Source organism: Salinibacterium sp. 10G20-15, from assembly GCF_057365065.1.
Window position 1 is genome coordinate 2350282 of the sequence record NZ_CP195118.1, and the last position, 17378, is coordinate 2367659.

Consider the following 17378-nt stretch of genomic DNA (forward strand, 5'->3'; position numbering starts at 1 on the left):
CCAGCGAGCTTCGGACGCGTTAGAATGTCCCTTATGTCAGGGCATTCTAAATGGGCAACTACCAAGCACAAGAAGGCGATTATCGACTCTCGCCGAGCGAAGTCATTCGCGAAACTGATCAAGAATATTGAGGTGGCCGCCAAAATTGGTGGTGCCGACTTGGCAGGCAATCCAACCCTGGTCGATGCCATCCAGAAAGCCAAGAAAACGTCCGTCCCCAATGACAACATAGACCGCGCAGTCAAGCGTGGTTCAGGCCAGCTCGGCGATGCTGTCGAGTATTTGAACATCATGTACGAGGGTTATGGGCCGAACGGTGTGGCTCTCATGGTGGAGTGTTTGACAGACAACAAGAACCGCGCTGCGGCAGATGTTCGCACAATCATGAGCCGCAATGGCGGCTCACTAGCCGACCCAGGCAGCGTCGCCTACAACTTTGAACGCAAGGGTGTCATCTCGATCGCCAAAACCGACGAGGTCACTGAAGATGACATTTTAATGGCGGTGCTCGATGCCGGCGCGGAAGAAGTTAAGGATCAAGGCGCGGGCTTCGAGGTCATCACTGACACCGCACACCTTGTTCAGTCACGTGAGGCACTGCAAGCGGCTGGTATCGACTACGACTCGTCTGAAGCGGAGTTCGTGCCCAACCTCAAGGTCGAAGTCGACGCTGATACTGCACGTAAGGTTTTCAAGCTGATCGATGCGCTCGAAGAGTCTGACGACGTTCAGAACATTTACTCCAACTTTGAAATCAGCCCCGAGGTGCAAGCCGAACTCGACGAGGACTAGTCGATGACACTGCGGGTGATCGGGATTGATCCCGGTCTCACGCGCTGTGGTGTCGGAGTAGTCGACGTCGCTCCCAATCGGCGGGCAACGCTCGTCTATGTCGGTGTCGTTCGTACGCCGCCAGAGATGGCGCTTGAAGAGCGACTAAGGGTGATCGGCGAAGGTATTGACGCGGTGATCGGCCAGTACGAGCCAACGCAGCTCTCGCTCGAGCGAGTCTTCGCGCAGAACAATCTCAGCACCGTAATGGGAACTGCTCAAGCCAGTGGCGTCGCGATGTATGTCGCTGCGCGCCGGGGTCTTTCTGTCTCGCTACACACTCCGACAGAGGTCAAGCGTGCAATCACGGGATTCGGTGGAGCTGACAAGAAGCAAGTGGGCACCATGGTTGCCCGGGTTCTCGGTCTAGCCGAGGCGCCCACACCAGCGGATGCCGCAGATGCCTGTGCTCTAGCGATCTGCGGTGCGTGGAGGACTGGTCCGGCATTCTCCGTGCCGCCCCGTGCATCCGCCGCTGATGCTCTCGCTGGCGGGCCTCGTTCGTCCCCCGCGTCGTCCAGCAGCTCCGGTCTTACCCCCGCCCAGGAGGCGTGGCGGTCAGCAGAGAAGTCGGCGGGTGCTCGTAGGCTGAACTTATGATTTCTTCCCTTCGTGGCACCGTTCTCGCCGCGGTCGGAACCTCACTCGTTATCGAAGTTGGGGGAGTCGGGCTCAGTGTGAGCGTTACCCCCGAGCACGCCCTGTCGGTGCGAGTAGGTTCTGAAACCCAAGTCAATACCGCGCTCATCGTGCGCGAAGACGACCTTGCCCTGTACGGCTTCCGGTCATCCGAGGAGCTTGAGGTGTTCAACCTCTTGCGGGGAGTCACCGGCGTCGGCCCAAAGAGTGCGATGGGGGTTCTTGCTGCGCTTTCACCCGATGACGTTGCTCGCGCTGTCACTGAAGAAGAGGACTCTGCTTTTCGCAAGGTTTCGGGTATCGGCCCGAAAACTGCCAAGCTCATCGTGCTGAACCTGGCCGGCAAACTTGTCGTGCCGACGCGTCAGCCTGGAGCAGCCTCCGTTCGCGCTAACTCGGTTTCTGAGCAGGTGTCGATGGCGTTGCAAGGTCTGGGTTGGCCCGAAAAGCTCGCTCAACCGGCTGCCGAGAGTGCACTGCGTGATGCGAGCGCGGCGGAGTTTAACGACGTTCAAGCGATTCTTCGCCGGGCGATCTTGCTTGTCGGTTCGCGCAGTGGCAAGGCGGGTTCCTAATGTTCGACAACGGCGAGGAAGTGGTGGCAAACCCGACAGTTGAGTCGGATGCCGAACTCGCGTTCGAGGGAGCGTTGCGACCGGCCTCTCTCGCCGAGTTCGTTGGTCAAACCAAGGTACGCGGCCAACTGCAGCTTCTGCTGCGCGCTGCGGCGATCCAGAACCGCACTGCCGACCATATACTTCTCGCCGGGCCTCCTGGCCTGGGCAAGACGACGCTCGCGATGATTGTCGCCCATGAGAGCGAGCGGCCTTTGCGACTCTCGAGCGGCCCCGCGATCCAACACGCTGGGGATCTTGCGGCAGTGCTGTCCTCGCTGCTGCCCGGCGAAGTACTCTTCATCGACGAAATCCACCGCATGGCGCGCTCCGCCGAAGAGATGCTCTATCTCGCGATGGAAGACTTCAGAATCGACATCATGGTTGGCAAGGGGGCCGGAGCGACATCGATCCCTCTGGAGATCGCTCCCTTTACTCTGGTCGGTGCGACCACCCGCTCGGGGCTGCTTCCTAATCCGCTCCGCGATCGCTTCGGGTTTACCGCTCACCTTGAGTTCTACGACGAGGCCGAGCTAGAGCGCGTCATTGCGCGCACGGCAGGGATGCTCGATCTTGACATCGATAAAGAGGCCGTCGCGGAGATTGCCGGGCGCTGCCGGGGCACTCCCCGTATCGCTAACCGATTGCTGCGACGCGTCCGCGACTATTCGCTTGTCAACGAAACGGTCGCGAGCAAGGATGCTGTGCGTGCTGCGCTTGAACTTTACGACGTTGACGAACGGGGACTCGACCGCCTCGACCGGGCGGTCATGATGACTGTGCTCGAACGCTTCGACGGCGGACCAGTAGGCCTCAGCACTTTGGCGGTATCTGTCGGCGAAGAGGCTGAGACTGTCGAGTCGGTTGTCGAGCCGTTTCTCGTACGCATTGGGTTGCTCACCCGCACGCCGCGCGGACGGGTAGCGACTCGGGCGGCGTGGGATCATTTCGGGATGACCGACAGGAATTCGAGCCCGGCTAGCGATGAACTATAGTTTTACTGGCTTAATACGCGCCTCAGCTTGAGCGCCAGGCCCACAGACCAACCGAAAGGTACCTTATGGATCCGCTTTCTCTCGCGATGCTCGCCATTCTCGGCGTTCTCATCTTCTTCATGTTCCGCAACAGCCGCAAGCGTAAGCAGCAGCTCGAAGAGCTTCGCGATCAGATGGTTCCTGGCGTAGAAGTCATGACGAATTTCGGCCTCTTCGGAACGCTCATCACGATGGACACTGCCAAGAATGAAGCTGAGATTGAGATCAGCAAGGGCGTCATCGTCAAGGTGCACAGCCAGACACTGGCGAAAGTGGTCACCGAGGACGCCGTGGAGGACGGAACACCTCGTTCCGTTGAAGAAGCAATGGAAATCGCTAACCGCGAGGCCGCAGAGCGCGAGGCCGCAGCAAACAACTCGCCCGGCTCTGAAACGCCGGAATTAGACGAGCTCTCCGATTCGAAGGACGATAAGTCCTCAAAGTAGAGGCACGTCGCTCGTAACCCACTAGTGTTGAGAGTCGTCCTACCCGAGGGTGGCTGTCCAACGGCGTGCGATTCTGCACTGCTCTGTCAAGAAAGCTGAGTCAAATAGGTGGCAAGAACAACCCCTGTGAAGAACGCCTGGCGGGCCATAGTCTGGCTCACAGCAATCACGGTGGGATTCACCGTCTCAGTTGGCGCTGGCTCCATCTTCGGTACGGCATCCTGGGCTCCCAAGCTCGCCCTTGACCTTCAGGGCGGAACGCAAATCGTTCTCGCCCCGCAGCTCGAAAGCGGCCAGACCGTAACGGGGGAGCAGCTTGCTCAGGCAGTCTCCATTATTCGTGACCGCGTCGACGCAAGTGGTGTAGCTGAAGCTGAAGTGACGACGCAGGGCGACCGCAACGTGGTGGTTTCAATTCCCGGCACTCCGGACGATGAAACTCTCAAGCGCATTCAAGCGTCGGCCAAGCTCGAGTTCCGTCCGGTGCTCTATACCGAGGTCGCGGGCACTGCCACCGCGGAAGAGACACCCGATCCGGCCGCGACGGATTCCCCGGAGGGCGAGACAGCCACTCCCGAGCCCACGCTCGCGACTACTCCTACAGCGGCGCCGACCGACGCCAGCGACTTGAACTGGATTACTGAAGCTCTGTTTGATGAGTACAGCAACTTTGATTGCTCGTCGCTCGACAACTTCACCGTCGCGCCGGCGGATGAAGCGCTGATCACATGCGAAGCCGACGGTTCGTTCAAGTACATCCTCGGCCCAGTTGAGGTCGAGGGCAGTACCATCACCGATGCTTCCGCTGGCTTGGTATCCAACTCTCAGGGCTTTAGTACAGGCGAGTGGGGAGTGTTTCCGACATTCAATGCTGAGGGAACAACCGAGGTCGCCGAAATGACGACCCGTCTCTTCGGCTTCGACCAAACTGATCCTCGCAACCGCTTCGCAATCGTTCTCGACGGCCAAGTGATTTCGGCACCAACCACTCAGGGCATCATCACCGGAGGTAATCCGCAGATTTCGGGAAGCTTCACGCAGGAGTCAGCGGAGATTCTGGCTGATCAGTTGAAGTTCGGTGCGCTTCCGATCGGCTTTGAGGTTCAGAGCAGAGAGAACATCTCTGCCACGCTCGGTACCGCGCAGTTGAACTCGGGTCTTATTGCGGGTCTTATTGGTTTGCTGCTCGTGGTCATCTACTCGCTCTTCCAATACCGCCTCCTTGGTCTGGTCACCGTGGCATCACTGATTGTGGCCGGTGTCCTCACCTACCTCGTGATTGCGTATCTCTCTTGGCGTCATGGATACCGTCTGTCTCTGGCCGGTGTCGCCGGTTTGATTGTCGCTATCGGTTTCACGGCCGACTCGTTCATCGTGTATTTCGAACGAATTCGCGACGAGTTGCGCGATGGACGTTCGCTGACAGGGGCTGTTGAAGCGGGCTGGAAACGTGCGCTGCGCACGATTTTTGCCGCAAAGGCGGTCAACCTTCTTTCGGCTGTCGTTCTCTTCATCCTTGCAGTGGGCAACGTGCGCGGTTTCGCGCTCACCCTCGGCATCACGACCGTTATTGACGTTTTGGTCGTGGTGCTGTTCACTCATCCGATGTTGCAGCTGTTGGCGACTACACGATTCTTCTCGAGCGGACACCCGCTGAGCGGTCTAGATCCCAATGCTCTGGGTGCTGTCTACCGTGGGCGTGCACAGTTCCGCACGCCGGTGGCGGCAAAGAACAAGGCCGGGGCAAGTCGCGAAGCTGCTCGCCGTCAAACAATTGCTGAACGTAAAGCTGCTGAGCTGGCGGGCGATGCCCAGGATTCCAGTTCAGATGGAAAGGACTCCTGATGGCTAGCTTCTCTAAGTTTGGCAACGACCTCTACACCGGCGATGTCTCGATCAACTTCATCGGTCGCCGCAAGATCTGGTATGTCCTCGCCGCCGTTCTGGTCACTCTCTCGATCGTCATTCCAGCCTTACGCGGCGGTTACGTATTCGGCATCGAGTTCACCGGTGGTTCGCAATTCCAAATCGATTCCGTCGAGGCACTCACCGACCCTGAGACGAGTGTTGAAGCGCAGAACCTCGCAACCGAGACTGTGATCAGTGTCGTCGGGGACGCGGAACCTAAAGTTACCGTCATTGGCACAAGCTCGTTGCGCGTTCAGACCGAGCAACTCGAGACAGACGAGTCCAACCAGGTTCGTGACGCGCTTGCGGGTGCCTTCGATGTTGACGTGGACCTCGTCGCTGCGTCATTCGTGGGTCCGTCGTGGGGCGCTGACATCACTGGATCTGCCCTGCGCGCGCTCGTTGTGTTCATCGCCCTTGCTGCCATCATGATGGCGATCTACTTCCGTACGTGGAAGATGTCTATCGCGGCGATGATCGCGCTGCTTCACGACATCGTTATCACGGCGGGAGTCTACGGAATCTTCGGTTTCGAGATCACCCCGTCTGCGGTCATCGGCTTCCTTACGATCCTCGGATTCTCGCTCTATGACACCGTGGTGGTCTTCGATAAGATTCGGGAGAACACATCGGAAGATGGCTCAGAATCTCGTCGAACTTTCGCAGAATCTGTCAACTTGGCTGTCAATCAGACGCTTGTTCGATCGATCAATACCGGAGTTGTTGCAGCGCTCCCGGTTGCCGCCATCCTCTTCATTGGCGCGTATGTTCTGGGCGCAGGCACCCTGCGCGACATCGCATTAGCTCTGTTCATCGGTATCGTCGTCGGCACGTACTCGACCATCTTCATCGCGGCCCCCTTGTACGCGCAGTTCCGTCAGAACGAGCCAGAGATCCTCAGTCGCACGAAGCGACTGACGGCTGCCCGCGCCGCTGACAAGGGCAACAAGTAACCACGATGGGCGAACGGCAGTGTGTGCGTTCGCAGGCGGTTGAGTCCGCCCTGAACGACTGTGTCCTCGCTCGCCCCGAATACTACCTAGAATCGAGCTAGGGGGTGGAGGGATGAGCGAAGCGCAACAGTCATCAGCTTCTTTTCGTGCGCTACTTCCGCGCCTGTTCTCTCGAGCTCAGCCGGCGGGTTCCGTCGAGAAACTACTGCGCACGGTAAAGACGAGCCATCCGAAGGCGAATCTTGCGCTTATCGAGCGCGCCTATGCTGCGGCTTTTCGAGCTCACGATGGCCAGAAGCGAAAGAGCGGCGAGCCGTACATCACTCATCCGATCGCTGTTGCGCAGATTCTTGCGGAACTGGGAATCGGTGAGAAAACAATTGCGGCAGCACTGCTGCACGACACCGTCGAAGACACGGCCTACTCGCTCGACGAGCTGCGCCTCGAGTTCGGCGATGAGATCGCGATGCTCGTGGATGGCGTGACGAAACTCGACAAGGTCAAGTACGGAGACAGTGCCCAAGCTGAGACCGTACGAAAGATGATCGTCGCGATGTCGAAGGACATCCGCGTGCTGGTGATCAAGCTTGCCGATCGCCTCCACAACGCGCGCACGTGGGGCTTCGTTCCTCGTGAGTCCGCATCACGCAAGGCTCAAGAGACTCTAGAGATATACGCGCCGCTCGCGCACCGCCTCGGTATTCAAGCGATCAAGCTCGAACTTGAAGATCTTTCTTTCGCGGTGCTGCATCCGAAGATCTACGTCGAAATTGAAAGTCTCGTTACCAAACGGACTCCACAGCGCGACGAGTTCGTCAAACAGGTCATCGCTTCCGTGAAGGATGACCTACGATCGTCCCGGATCAAGGGCGTCGTAGCGGGCCGGCCGAAGCAGTACTACTCGATTTACCAGAAGATGATCGTGCGCGGTCGCGAGTTCGACGAGATTTATGATCTCGTAGGCATTCGGGTTTTGGTCAACTCGGTGCGCGATTGCTATGCCGTCCTCGGCTCGATACACGCCCGCTGGAATCCAATCCCTGGCCGCTTCAAGGATTACATCGCAACGCCGAAGTTCAATCTCTATCAGTCGCTTCACACCACCGTAATCGGTCCGCAGGGGCGTGCCGTGGAAATCCAGATTCGAACGAATGAAATGCACCACCGCGCAGAGTTCGGTGTCGCGGCGCACTGGAAGTATAAAGACCGTGCTGCGGGCAAGGCAGTGGAGTCCGGCCCCGCGGACAATGACATGGCTTGGCTCGCGCACATTACTGACTGGCAAGCGGAGACCTCTGACCCCAGCGAATTCCTCGAATCTCTGCGATTCGAAATCGGCGCCAAAGAGGTGTACGTGTTCACGCCGCAGGGCAAGGTTATTGGGCTACCTGCGGGTGCAACTCCCGTCGACTTTGCGTACGCCGTGCATACCGAAATTGGTCATCGCACCATGGGCGCTAAGGTCAACGGCCGGCTCGTCCCGCTGGAGACTGCTCTCACCAGTGGCGATTCCGTGGAGGTATTCACGTCGAAGAGTCCGGATGCTGCGCCCAGCCAGGACTGGCTAGGGTTCGTCAAGAGCACCCGAGCTCGCAATAAGATTCGAGCGTGGTTCACCAAAGAACGCCGCGACGAAGCTATCGAGCAGGGTAAAGACGCGATTGCTCGTGCGATGCGCAAGCAAAATATGCCGCTTCAAAAGCTCATGAGCCAGGAGTCTTTTGCCGAGCTCGCCGCCAACATGAGGTACGAAGATGTTTCGGCTCTGTACGCAGCAGTCGGCGAAGGGCATGTCTCGACTCAGTCGGTCATCGAAAAGCTCGTCGGTTCGCTCAGTAGCAGCACGGAAGAAGACGACGGCGAGCTCACGTTCCCCGCTGCAGGTAAGTTGCGCCCGTACAAGCACTCAGATTCCGGCATTCTCGTTCGCGGAGCGCCTGACATCCTCGTGAAACTCGCACGGTGCTGCACTCCAGTTCCCGGCGACGGTGTTGTTGGCTTCATCACTCGCGGCGCGGGCGTCTCTGTCCACCGAGACGATTGCAAGAACGTCCAGTCGCTCTTGGATGAGCCAGAGCGAATGATCGACGTCGAGTGGGCACCTACATCGAAGAGCCTTTTCTTGGTGCAAATTCAAGTGGAAGCCCTCGACCGCGCAGGACTGCTCTCTGATATCACCAAGGTGCTGAGCGAAACGCACGTCAATATCCTGTCAGCGACAGTGAACACCTCGACGGCTCGGCTTGCGATCAGCAAGTTCGTGTTCGAGATGGGCGACACAACGCACCTCGACCGTGTGCTCAACGCGGTACGTCGCGTGGATGCTGTCTACGACGTTTACCGCGTGAACAGCGGCTAAGAGGCTGTCACGCCGCGGTCGCTGGTTTGCCCAGCGCCGCTAGTCGCTCGAGCGCGACGCGCTTTTGGGGCAAGTTTCGGCGTGCGTTCAAAACGGTAGCGCACTCCTCGTACCCGAATCCGCCGTCCGCCATTAGGGTGCTGACCGCGGTTTTCTCGCGAGGCCCGAAGGGTTCGCTGAAGCGAGCAATATCGAGCACCGTTCGTAGTCGAGAGGTCACGTTGATGCCGGAGACCGTATCAATGTCCTCCGTGCCAATGACCACTTCTCGTACTACCGCGTTGAGAGTACCGTGCGGCCGCATCCGCGCACCGATGTCCACGCACAACTCATGCCGTACCGGGGGCTGCGGCGAGGCGGCCCACACCCATGCTGCGGTCATCCGTTCCGCGATAATTCGGCGGTCAAGGACGACAGCGAGAGCCCGGGCACGCAAGTGAATCGTGTCGAACTCGTCTATCGGGCAAAAGCAACTGTCGAGGGGGTACAGCTCGCCATCGAGGGTTGCACACTGCAACTCTGCCAGAGGCAAGTCGCGAGCACTGAGGACGGAGGGCAATCGAGGTGTCATACCTCAATGGTGCGTCCGCAGCGGCGGCCTCGGCCGACAGAATCTGGTTCGGTGGAGAATCGGAACCCTGTGGACAGATGATTACTTGAGGGCGCCCAGCCAGGCTTTGCGAGCCTTAAGCGCGTCCTCGGCGGCGGCGATCTTCTTCGCATCCTTGGTGGACTTGGCCTCGGCAAGTTCCGCTTCAAGTTTTTGGATTGCTTCGTTGAGCTGCCCGACGAAGCCCTCGGAACGCTCTTGGCGTTCGGGGTTGTTTTTGTTCCAGTGATCTTCGTCGAGTTTGCGAACAGCGGCCTCGACCTTGCGCAGTCGTTCCTCGGCAACCTTAATCTTGTCGCGAGGAACCTTACCGATCTCATCCCAACGCTTCTGGATCGAAAGCAGTGCCTTCTTTGCCTGCACGCGGTCTGTCGCGGTGAGCAGCGGTTCAGCTTCTTCGAGAAGCGCCTTTTTCAGTTCCCAATTGGCGGTGAACTCTACGTTGTCTTGTGCATCGATTTCCGACTTCGCAGCGTAGAGAACATCGCCAGCCTGCTTGAACTTGGCCCAGAGCGCATCATCGAATTTCTTGCCAGCACGGCCAGCGGCTTTCCACTGGTCAAGCAGCCGCCGATACGCGGGGATGCCGTCAGCACCCTGCGATACCAGCGCCTCGGCTTGTTCAACGAGAGCTTGTTTGTCGGCACGAGCCTTTTTGTGTGCAGCGTCGAGCTCGGCGAAAAACGCTCGACGGTGTGTATCAATTGTGCTGCGAGCAGCGCGGAACCGTTTCCACAGTTCATTGGCTTCGTTCTTCGGGAGACGAGGTCCTTCGGCCTGATGTGACTTCCAGCGCGCAAAAATATCGTCCATGTGCGCGGTAACTTGTTTCCACTGCGCTTTGGCGGGATCTGCAGCGGCAAGTGTCTCCGCTTCGACTACGAGCGCGCTCCGAATGGCAATAGCCTCGGCCAGCGCGGCCTTTGCTTCTTCGCTTTGCTTTTCGGTCAGTTTGGAGACCGAACCGCCGAGCGATTCGACACGGGAGTGAAGTGCTGCGAGGTCCCCAACCGCGTTGGCCGTGGAGATTGACTCGGTGAGCGCTGCGACAGCTTTCGCTACATCGGACGCGGGTGCACCGTTCTTCACCCGCTGTTCGAGCAGAGTCACTTGACCTGCCAACTCATGGTATTTCCTGGTGAAGTAGGCAAGAGCCTCCTCGGGCGTTCCATCGGGATACTGGCCAACCGCACGTTCGCCGTTTGCCTCTCGGACGAAGACGGTACCCGTCTCGTCAACGTATCCCCACTCGTTCTGCTCTTGTGTAGCCAATTACTTCACCTTGCTGCTTATGCCGGAAGTCGCTGCCGGGTCACCCAAGCTTAGGACAACCGCGCTATCGGTCGCTGACGCTGTTACTGGATCGTGAAGCCAGTGATGCTTGTGGCAATCACTGGTGCTCCGTCTTGGGCATCATCCACAATGCCGCCAGCGACGATCTCTGATTGGAGAGCGTCGAGCCCTGAGGTGACTTGACCGACGATGCTGTATCCGCCGGCGTTGTCATCTGGAATGATTGCATCGTTGTAGACGATGAAGAACTGTCGCCCGTTGGAGAACGCGTCGTCTCCGGTACGAGCCATGGCGATCGTGCCGGCAGGGTAGAACCCGCCGACTCCCGCATTCTCGATCGGGCCGTATGCGTAGTTCGGGTCGCTAGCGCCAGTGCCATCGAGTGAACCGCACTGAATGAGGCCGGCAGTTTCGGTGTCGACCATCCGGTGGCATGTGGTGCCTTCGTAGTAGCCCGAGGCTGCGGAATCCACGAGGGACGATACCGCTTGGGGCGCGGAGGCTCCGTCGAGCTCGACACCGAGAACGACATCGTTCAACGTCAGTTCGCCGGTCCACGTGCGTGCTTCGGCAAGGGTGAGATCGGGAACGTCGCCAATATTGCCGGGTTCGGTCGCTTCGGCTTCGGGGGTGAACGACGGCGCTGGCTCTGGCATACCGGGGCCCGAAGAGAAGTAGAAGACCTGAGCAGTTGCGACGAGAGCGATGATGACGAGACCCACGCCGACAGCGAGCACGTTGTCGCGCTTGCGTCGTGCGATGGTGGCTTCGTGAACCGAGGCACGAGCCGTGTACTGGCGCAGTCGTTCCCGAGCTTCTCGTTGCTCGCGTGAATGCTTCTTGCTGGATGCCACCATTACTCCTTGAAGAATCGCGGTTTTCGCCGCTGTCGTAGGAACGCCACAATGAACCTTACGGTCTGGTGGGAACCTCGACCAAACGCCACGACGAGCACGCGTAATGAGGGCGTGCTGTGCGGATGGTCGGTGCAGCCGATTACGATTGCTTTATGGACGGTTCCGCATCTCTGCACAGCGGAGCAACACCTCTCGCAGTGCGCATGCGGCCGGTCACTATTGACGAGATAGTCGGCCAAAAGCATTTGCTGCAGCGGGGGTCACCGCTCATGCGTTTGGCTTCGGATGCTGAGGGCAGCCACGGTTCGGCATCCATTATTCTCTGGGGCCCGCCTGGCACGGGCAAGACCACCATTGCAAAGGCGATCGCCCGCGGATCGCAGCGCAAGTTCGTCGAGCTCTCTGCTGTAACCGCCGGTGTTAAGGATGTTCGCCAGACCATGGAGGAGGCGTTGACCGCTCGCGACCTCTATGGCGTTTCGACGGTGCTATTCCTTGACGAGATTCACCGTTTCACCAAGGCGCAACAGGATGCGTTGCTTCCTGGCGTGGAGAACGGCTGGGTCATCCTTATCGCAGCCACTACCGAGAACCCGTCGTTCTCCGTGATTTCTCCTTTACTGTCGCGGTCGTTGCTCCTTACGCTCAACCAGCTCGACGACACCGATCTTGGAGAACTCGTCGACCGCGCGGTCAGCGACCCCCGCGGGCTTAACGATGCGGTCGTGCTCGACCCCGAGGCGCGCGCACTGCTAATCCGGCTGTCGTCGGGCGACGCGCGCCGAGTCTTGACGGCGCTCGAAGCATCCGCGGTCTCGGCGGCCAACGACGATGACGCGGCCTCACCCGCCGTGGTGACGGCTGAACATGTCGCCAACGCGGTCGATAGAGCCTTGTTGCGATACGACAGGCAAGGCGACGAGCACTACGACGTGATTAGTGCGTTCATTAAGTCGGTCCGTGGCTCTGACGTCGACGCGGCGCTGCATTATTTGGCTCGCATGATTGAAGCGGGGGAGGACCCTCGCTTTATCGCGCGCCGCGTGATCATCAGCGCTGCTGAAGACGTAGGCGTTGCCGACCCGCAAGCGCTCGTCATCGCTGTCGCCGCCGCCGAGGCCGTGCAGCTCATCGGCATGCCCGAGGGCCGCATTCCGCTAGCCGAAGCTGTCGTCTATCTAGCGACTGCGCCGAAGTCGAACGCTGCTTACTCTGCTCTGGATGCCGCGATCGCCGATGTACGCGCCGGCAAGATCGGTCGAGTTCCGAAGCCTCTTCGTGACGCGCACTATCCCGGGGCGAAGCGTCTCGGGCATGGAAAGGGCTATCGCTATTCCCACGATTCCGAGTTCGGAGTGGTGAAGCAGCAGTATCTTCCTGACGTGCTGAAAGGCACCGAGTATTACACGCCGACGAACAACGGCAACGAGCGTGAAGTGTCGGCGCGCTTGGCCAAACTGCGCGAGATTATTCGCGGCGAGTGATCGAGCGCGACGCCGTGCGGTTGAGGCGTGGCGATTCGTCGCTTGGCAGAGCTTGGCGTGGTAGAGTTATGTGTCCCAACGATACGGTTTCGGCGCGCGGCTGCAATGAAATCGAATATCGCGGAACACAGGTCTGTAGCCGACCAGGTTCCCTAGGGTCATCCCTCTTCTTTCGTCTGGTGTGTTGTGCACGCGCGTTCGCGTGCGAGTGATCACCAGATTGTTCTTACTTGAATCAATCGAAAAGGATCCTGTGTCTACTAAGTCACGTACCCGTAGCAAGACTCGCCTTTCGCGTGCACTGGGCATCGCCCTCACGCCGAAGGCAGCTAAGTACCTCGAAAAGCGCCCCTACGCTCCCGGTGAGCACGGCCGCACCAAGCGCAAGCAGGACAGCGACTACGCTGTTCGTCTTCGCGAGAAGCAGCGCCTACGTGCCCAGTACGGCATCCGCGAAGCTCAGCTGAAGATTCAGTTCGAGGAAGCTCGCAAGACTGCTGGCCTCACCGGTGAGAACCTGGTTGAGCAGCTTGAAATGCGTCTCGACGCACTGCTCGTTCGTTCGGCGATCGCTCGTACGACCGCTCAGGCTCGCCAGATGATCGTTCACCGTCACATCTTGGTTGACGGCCAGCTCGTTGACCGTCCCTCGTTCCGCGTCAAGCCCGGGCAGCTCATGCACGTCAAGGCTCGCAGCGAAGGCATGGAAATCTTCCAGGTCGCCGCAGCAGGCGGACACGTTGATGTTCTTCCCAAGACCCCCGGCTACCTCGAGGTAGAGCTCGACAAGCTGCAGGCACGTCTCGTACGTCGCCCGAAGCGCGCCGAGGTTCCTGTGACCTGTGAAGTTCAGCTCGTTGTTGAGTACTACGCAGCACGCTAACTAGCGAAAGAAAGGGCCGGAGCATGTGCTCCGGCCCTTTCTCGTTTTCCGGCGCCGTTCGATGCCAATGTCGAATAGCGTGTACATGTACATTTCTTCAGAGTGATCGGAGTAGCCATGACTGGCGGAGATATCGCAGGGCTCATCGCGGCCGGAGTGTTCGCAATTTTGGTCGGGTTGCTGGCCGTGCCACTGCTGAAGTTGGGCAAAGTGTTCGATGAGACGAGCACAGCCATTCGCGGCGTGAGCGACAACCTTGACCCCATGCTGAGCGAAGCGACAACGACGATCTCGGAAACCAATCGACAGATCGCTCGGGTCGACGCGATCACACGCAACGTGGAAGAAACGACGGGCAACATCTCGGCGCTGGTCGCCCTTGGGGCGGCCACGGTTGGCGGCCCACTGATCAAGCTCGCGGGCTTCAGCGCCGGCGTTCGTGCCGCTGTTCTGGGTCTTCGCCCTAAGAGCCGCCGCTGAGCCCGCTCGACCACCTAAACTAATACGGTTCGTGTATCCCCAATCTGAAGGAGAAATATGAAAGGCGCAGTCCTTTTCGTCGCAGGAATTGCCGTCGGGTTCGTGGCAGCACATCAAGTGGCCAAGACTCCTGAGGGCAAGCAGTTCTTCTCGGATGTCGACTCCAAGGCTCGCGAGTTCACGAGTGCCGTCGTTGAAGGCTACCGTGAGCGTGAAGCAGAGCTTCGTGATGCCGTAGCGGATGTCGAAGAAGCGGTTTCCGAGTTCACGAAGCGTTCTTAGCACCACCATCAGGGCCCTTGGGCCGCAGTATTTAGTTCCCCGGGGATCCCATGCAAACCGCAGAAATTCAGAAACGTTGGCTGACCTATTTTGGTGAGCGCGGCCACACCGTAGTGCCGTCGGCTTCGCTCGTCAGTGACGACCCGACATTGCTCTTTACCGTGGCCGGCATGGTCCCGTTTGTCCCGTACCTGACGGGGCTTGTTCCCGCGCCGTACGATCGCGCAACAAGCGTTCAGAAGTGCATTCGCACCTTGGACATTGAAGAGGTTGGCAAAACGCCACGCCACGGCACGTTCTTCCAAATGAACGGCAACTTCTCCTTCGGCGACTACTTCAAGAAGGAAGCTATTCAGTTCGCGTGGGAGTTCCTCACCAGCGCGGAAGACGAAGGCGGACTCGCGTTCCGTCCCGAAGACCTCTGGGTCACCGTGTACGAAGATGACGACGATGCTGTGGCGTACTGGAAAGAGACCGCAGGGTTGCCCGACGAGCGCATCCAACGTCTGGGCATGGACACCAACTACTGGTCCACCGGACAGGCCGGTCCCGCCGGGCCGTGCTCCGAGATCTTCTTCGACCGCGGGCCCGCCTATGGTGCAGACGGTGGCCCCGCCACCGACGACGACCGCTACGTCGAAATCTGGAACCTCGTGTTCATGCAGTACCTGCGTGGCGAAGGCAAGGGCAAACAGTTCCCCATTCTTGGCGAGCTGCCCAAGCAAAACATCGACACCGGCATGGGTCTTGAGCGCGTTGCGTTCTTGAAGCAGGGCGTCGAGAACATGTACGAAATTGACCAGGTTCGTCCGGTGCTCGACAAAGCAGCCGAACTTTCCGGTCGACGCTACGGAGATGACCACGATGCGGACGTTCGACTGCGAGTAGTGGCTGATCATGTTCGCTCAAGCCTCATGCTCATCTCGGATGGTGTGACCCCCAGCAACGAAGGCCGCGGCTATGTGCTGCGTCGACTGCTCCGCCGCACCGTGCGGGCAATGCGCTTGCTCGGCGTTGAAGGTGCGACGTTCGCCGATCTTTTCCCCGCGTCACGCGATGCAATGAAGGCGGCTTACCCCGAAGTTGAGAAAGACTATGACCGCATATCGCGCATTGTCTTGGCTGAGGAAGAGACCTTCCTGCGAACGCTCGCAAGCGGAACAACGATCCTTGATAGTGCCGTGGAACACACCAAGCAATCGGGGCTCGTTGAACTTCCCAGCGACACCGCTTTCCTCTTGCACGACACTTTTGGGTTCCCGATCGACCTGACGCTTGAAATGGCGGCAGAGGCGGGCCTCAGTGTTGACCGCGAGGCGTTTGACACGCTCATGAAGCAGCAGCGCGACCGTGCCAAGGCCGATGCGAGTTCGAAAAAGCAGCACCTCGCCGATCTTTCCGTGTACAGCGCCTTCCGTGCGCTCGGCGAGACAACGTTCACCGGATACGAGAATCTCGAAACAGAGTCCAGCGTCATCGGCATCATTGTTGATGGCGTGTCGGTAAACCGCGCGACCACGGGTCAAACAGCAGAAGTGATCTTGGCTGAGACTTCGCTCTACGCTGAGTCCGGTGGGCAAGAAGCCGACGCGGGAGCGATCGTCGGCGCTAGCTTCCACCTTGAGGTCCTTGATGTGCAGCGTCCGGTGAAGGGACTCATCAGCCACAAGGTCACCGTCACTGCCGGCGAGGTCGGAGTCGGAGATCCAGCGAGTGCGCTCGTGGATGCTGACTGGCGTCGCGGCGCTACTCAAGCGCATTCGGCGACCCACGTCATCCACGCAGCGCTGCGCCAGATTTTGGGTAAAGACGCTCACCAGTCGGGTTCGTACAACAAAGCTGGCTATATGCGTCTCGACTTTTCGTGGTCGCAGGCACTGTCGACCGAGACAAAAACCGAGATTGAAGAAGTTGCGAACACTGCGGTGCGCGACAACCTCGAGGTCTCGACCCGCATCATGGCTTTGGACGATGCCAAGGACCTTGGTGCCATGGCGCTGTTCGGCGAGAAGTACGGCGACACGGTGCGCGTTGTAGAAATCGGTGGCCCTTGGTCGCTCGAACTCTGCGCGGGTACCCACGTTGCGCGCTCGTCGGAGATCGGCCTCATCTCGCTTGTGGGAGAGTCATCGGTCGGCTCTGCAAACCGTCGTATCGAATCTCTCGTGGGCATGGATGCGTTCCGTAACTTTGCGACAGAGCGCGCCATCGTGAGCGAGCTCACCACCAACTTGAAGACGCCGCGCGAACAATTGCCCGACCGCATTTCGGAGCTTCTGGCCAACCTCAAGGCTGCCGAACGAAAGATCGCTCAGCTCGAAGCCGGTCAACTTTCGCAGCGCGTTCCTGCTCTCGTCGAAGCGGCTCAGGTGGCAGGCCACGTGAAGGCTGTCGTCGAGAACGTGGGCGAACTGCCCTCTACCGACGACCTGCGTGGTCTTGTTCAGTCTGTTCGCGAACGACTTGGCTCCGAAGCGGCGGTGGTGGCGCTAGCGGCAACCGTTGGCGAAAAGCCCGCCGTGATCGTGGCTACGAATGATGCGTCGCGCGCTCACGGCTTCGCTGCCGGCGCTTTGGCTAAGGCAGCGGCTGGCGTACTGGGTGGTGGCGGTGGCGGCAAGCCCGACATCGCGCAGGGTGGTGGCGCTAACCCTGCCGCTATCCCGGATGCTCTCGCTCTAATTCTGTCGACACTGTCGGAGTAG

General features: G+C 59.3%; 16 protein-coding genes. 13 read left to right on the forward strand and 3 right to left on the reverse strand.

Annotated features, from left to right (window positions below; all coding sequences use genetic code 11):
• The first annotated feature begins 33 nt into the window (after positions 1 to 33).
• The 8 genes from ACR3YK_RS11385 (at position 34) to ACR3YK_RS11420 (ending at position 8784) form a co-directional block, all read left to right on the forward strand.
• On the forward strand, positions 34 to 792 hold the full coding sequence (locus ACR3YK_RS11385; protein WP_486176410.1) for a YebC/PmpR family DNA-binding transcriptional regulator: 759 nt from the start codon (positions 34 to 36) through the stop codon (positions 790 to 792).
• Between the two features lie 9 nt (positions 793 to 801).
• Positions 802 to 1431, forward strand: a complete 630-nt coding sequence (gene ruvC / locus ACR3YK_RS11390; RefSeq protein ID WP_486176411.1) for a crossover junction endodeoxyribonuclease RuvC — start codon at positions 802 to 804, stop codon at positions 1429 to 1431.
• On the forward strand, positions 1428 to 2045 hold the full coding sequence (gene ruvA, locus ACR3YK_RS11395; protein ID WP_486174975.1) for a Holliday junction branch migration protein RuvA: 618 nt from the start codon (positions 1428 to 1430) through the stop codon (positions 2043 to 2045). The genes ruvC and ruvA overlap by 4 nt, the downstream gene beginning before the upstream one ends.
• A complete protein-coding gene (ruvB, locus tag ACR3YK_RS11400) occupies positions 2045 to 3079 on the forward strand; it encodes a Holliday junction branch migration DNA helicase RuvB (RefSeq protein WP_486174976.1) in 1035 nt (344 codons plus the stop codon). The genes ruvA and ruvB overlap by 1 nt, the downstream gene beginning before the upstream one ends.
• 65 nt (positions 3080 to 3144) lie before the next feature.
• Positions 3145 to 3564 (forward strand): preprotein translocase subunit YajC, encoded by a 420-nt coding sequence (locus ACR3YK_RS11405; RefSeq protein WP_486174977.1) that lies wholly within the window; start codon positions 3145 to 3147, stop codon positions 3562 to 3564.
• A gap of 108 nt (positions 3565 to 3672) precedes the next feature.
• Positions 3673 to 5409: a protein translocase subunit SecD gene (gene secD / locus ACR3YK_RS11410; protein WP_486174978.1), complete on the forward strand. Its 1737-nt coding sequence runs from the start codon at positions 3673 to 3675 to the stop codon at positions 5407 to 5409.
• Positions 5409 to 6425: a protein translocase subunit SecF gene (gene secF / locus ACR3YK_RS11415; protein WP_486174979.1), complete on the forward strand. Its 1017-nt coding sequence runs from the start codon at positions 5409 to 5411 to the stop codon at positions 6423 to 6425. The genes secD and secF overlap by 1 nt, the downstream gene beginning before the upstream one ends.
• Positions 6426 to 6537: 112 nt before the next feature.
• The gene (locus tag ACR3YK_RS11420) at positions 6538 to 8784 is read left to right on the forward strand and encodes a RelA/SpoT family protein (protein ID WP_486174980.1); all 2247 of its coding nucleotides are present in this window, start codon (positions 6538 to 6540) and stop codon (positions 8782 to 8784) included.
• Positions 8785 to 8791: 7 nt separating this feature from the next.
• On the opposite strand, the gene ACR3YK_RS11425 is transcribed toward ACR3YK_RS11420, so the two are convergent.
• The 3 genes from ACR3YK_RS11425 to ACR3YK_RS11435 all read right to left on the reverse strand — a co-directional run bounded on the left by ACR3YK_RS11425 (position 8792) and on the right by ACR3YK_RS11435 (position 11544).
• The gene (locus ACR3YK_RS11425; protein WP_486174981.1) at positions 8792 to 9355 is read right to left on the reverse strand and encodes a hypothetical protein; all 564 of its coding nucleotides are present in this window, start codon (positions 9353 to 9355) and stop codon (positions 8792 to 8794) included.
• 81 nt (positions 9356 to 9436) lie between these two features.
• Positions 9437 to 10666: a DUF349 domain-containing protein gene (locus ACR3YK_RS11430; protein ID WP_486174982.1), complete on the reverse strand. Its 1230-nt coding sequence runs from the start codon at positions 10664 to 10666 to the stop codon at positions 9437 to 9439.
• Between the two features lie 83 nt (positions 10667 to 10749).
• Positions 10750 to 11544 (reverse strand): peptidylprolyl isomerase, encoded by a 795-nt coding sequence (locus ACR3YK_RS11435; RefSeq protein ID WP_486174983.1) that lies wholly within the window; start codon positions 11542 to 11544, stop codon positions 10750 to 10752.
• Between the two features lie 152 nt (positions 11545 to 11696).
• On the opposite strand from ACR3YK_RS11435, the gene ACR3YK_RS11440 reads away from it, so the two are divergent.
• The 5 genes from ACR3YK_RS11440 (at position 11697) to alaS (ending at position 17378) form a co-directional block, all read left to right on the forward strand.
• On the forward strand, positions 11697 to 13028 hold the full coding sequence (locus ACR3YK_RS11440) for a replication-associated recombination protein A (RefSeq protein WP_486174984.1): 1332 nt from the start codon (positions 11697 to 11699) through the stop codon (positions 13026 to 13028).
• A 253-nt stretch (positions 13029 to 13281) separates the two neighbouring features.
• Positions 13282 to 13911: a 30S ribosomal protein S4 gene (gene rpsD / locus ACR3YK_RS11445; protein ID WP_486174985.1), complete on the forward strand. Its 630-nt coding sequence runs from the start codon at positions 13282 to 13284 to the stop codon at positions 13909 to 13911.
• Between the two features lie 117 nt (positions 13912 to 14028).
• Positions 14029 to 14391 (forward strand): DUF948 domain-containing protein, encoded by a 363-nt coding sequence (locus ACR3YK_RS11450; RefSeq protein ID WP_486174986.1) that lies wholly within the window; start codon positions 14029 to 14031, stop codon positions 14389 to 14391.
• A 57-nt stretch (positions 14392 to 14448) separates the two neighbouring features.
• Positions 14449 to 14673: a hypothetical protein gene (locus ACR3YK_RS11455; RefSeq protein WP_486174987.1), complete on the forward strand. Its 225-nt coding sequence runs from the start codon at positions 14449 to 14451 to the stop codon at positions 14671 to 14673.
• 50 nt (positions 14674 to 14723) lie between these two features.
• Positions 14724 to 17378, forward strand: coding sequence for an alanine--tRNA ligase (gene alaS, locus ACR3YK_RS11460; protein WP_486174988.1), 2655 nt, complete (start codon positions 14724 to 14726; stop codon positions 17376 to 17378).

What these genes read in the sequence shown, in the direction of transcription:
- ACR3YK_RS11450 (WP_486174986.1), top strand. Translation starts at nt 14,029, where the DNA reads ATGACTGGCGGAGATATCGCAGGGCTCATCGCGGCCGGAGTGTTCGCA.
- ruvB (WP_486174976.1), top strand. Translation starts at nt 2,045, where the DNA reads ATGTTCGACAACGGCGAGGAAGTGGTGGCAAACCCGACAGTTGAGTCG.
- ACR3YK_RS11405 (WP_486174977.1), top strand. Translation starts at nt 3,145, where the DNA reads ATGGATCCGCTTTCTCTCGCGATGCTCGCCATTCTCGGCGTTCTCATC.
- ACR3YK_RS11420 (WP_486174980.1), top strand. Translation starts at nt 6,538, where the DNA reads ATGAGCGAAGCGCAACAGTCATCAGCTTCTTTTCGTGCGCTACTTCCG.
- secF (WP_486174979.1), top strand. Translation starts at nt 5,409, where the DNA reads ATGGCTAGCTTCTCTAAGTTTGGCAACGACCTCTACACCGGCGATGTC.
- ACR3YK_RS11435 (WP_486174983.1), bottom strand. Translation starts at nt 11,544, where the DNA reads ATGGTGGCATCCAGCAAGAAGCATTCACGCGAGCAACGAGAAGCTCGG.
- ACR3YK_RS11455 (WP_486174987.1), top strand. Translation starts at nt 14,449, where the DNA reads ATGAAAGGCGCAGTCCTTTTCGTCGCAGGAATTGCCGTCGGGTTCGTG.
- ACR3YK_RS11385 (WP_486176410.1), top strand. Translation starts at nt 34, where the DNA reads ATGTCAGGGCATTCTAAATGGGCAACTACCAAGCACAAGAAGGCGATT.
- ruvA (WP_486174975.1), top strand. Translation starts at nt 1,428, where the DNA reads ATGATTTCTTCCCTTCGTGGCACCGTTCTCGCCGCGGTCGGAACCTCA.
- ACR3YK_RS11425 (WP_486174981.1), bottom strand. Translation starts at nt 9,355, where the DNA reads ATGACACCTCGATTGCCCTCCGTCCTCAGTGCTCGCGACTTGCCTCTG.
- alaS (WP_486174988.1), top strand. Translation starts at nt 14,724, where the DNA reads ATGCAAACCGCAGAAATTCAGAAACGTTGGCTGACCTATTTTGGTGAG.
- ACR3YK_RS11440 (WP_486174984.1), top strand. Translation starts at nt 11,697, where the DNA reads ATGGACGGTTCCGCATCTCTGCACAGCGGAGCAACACCTCTCGCAGTG.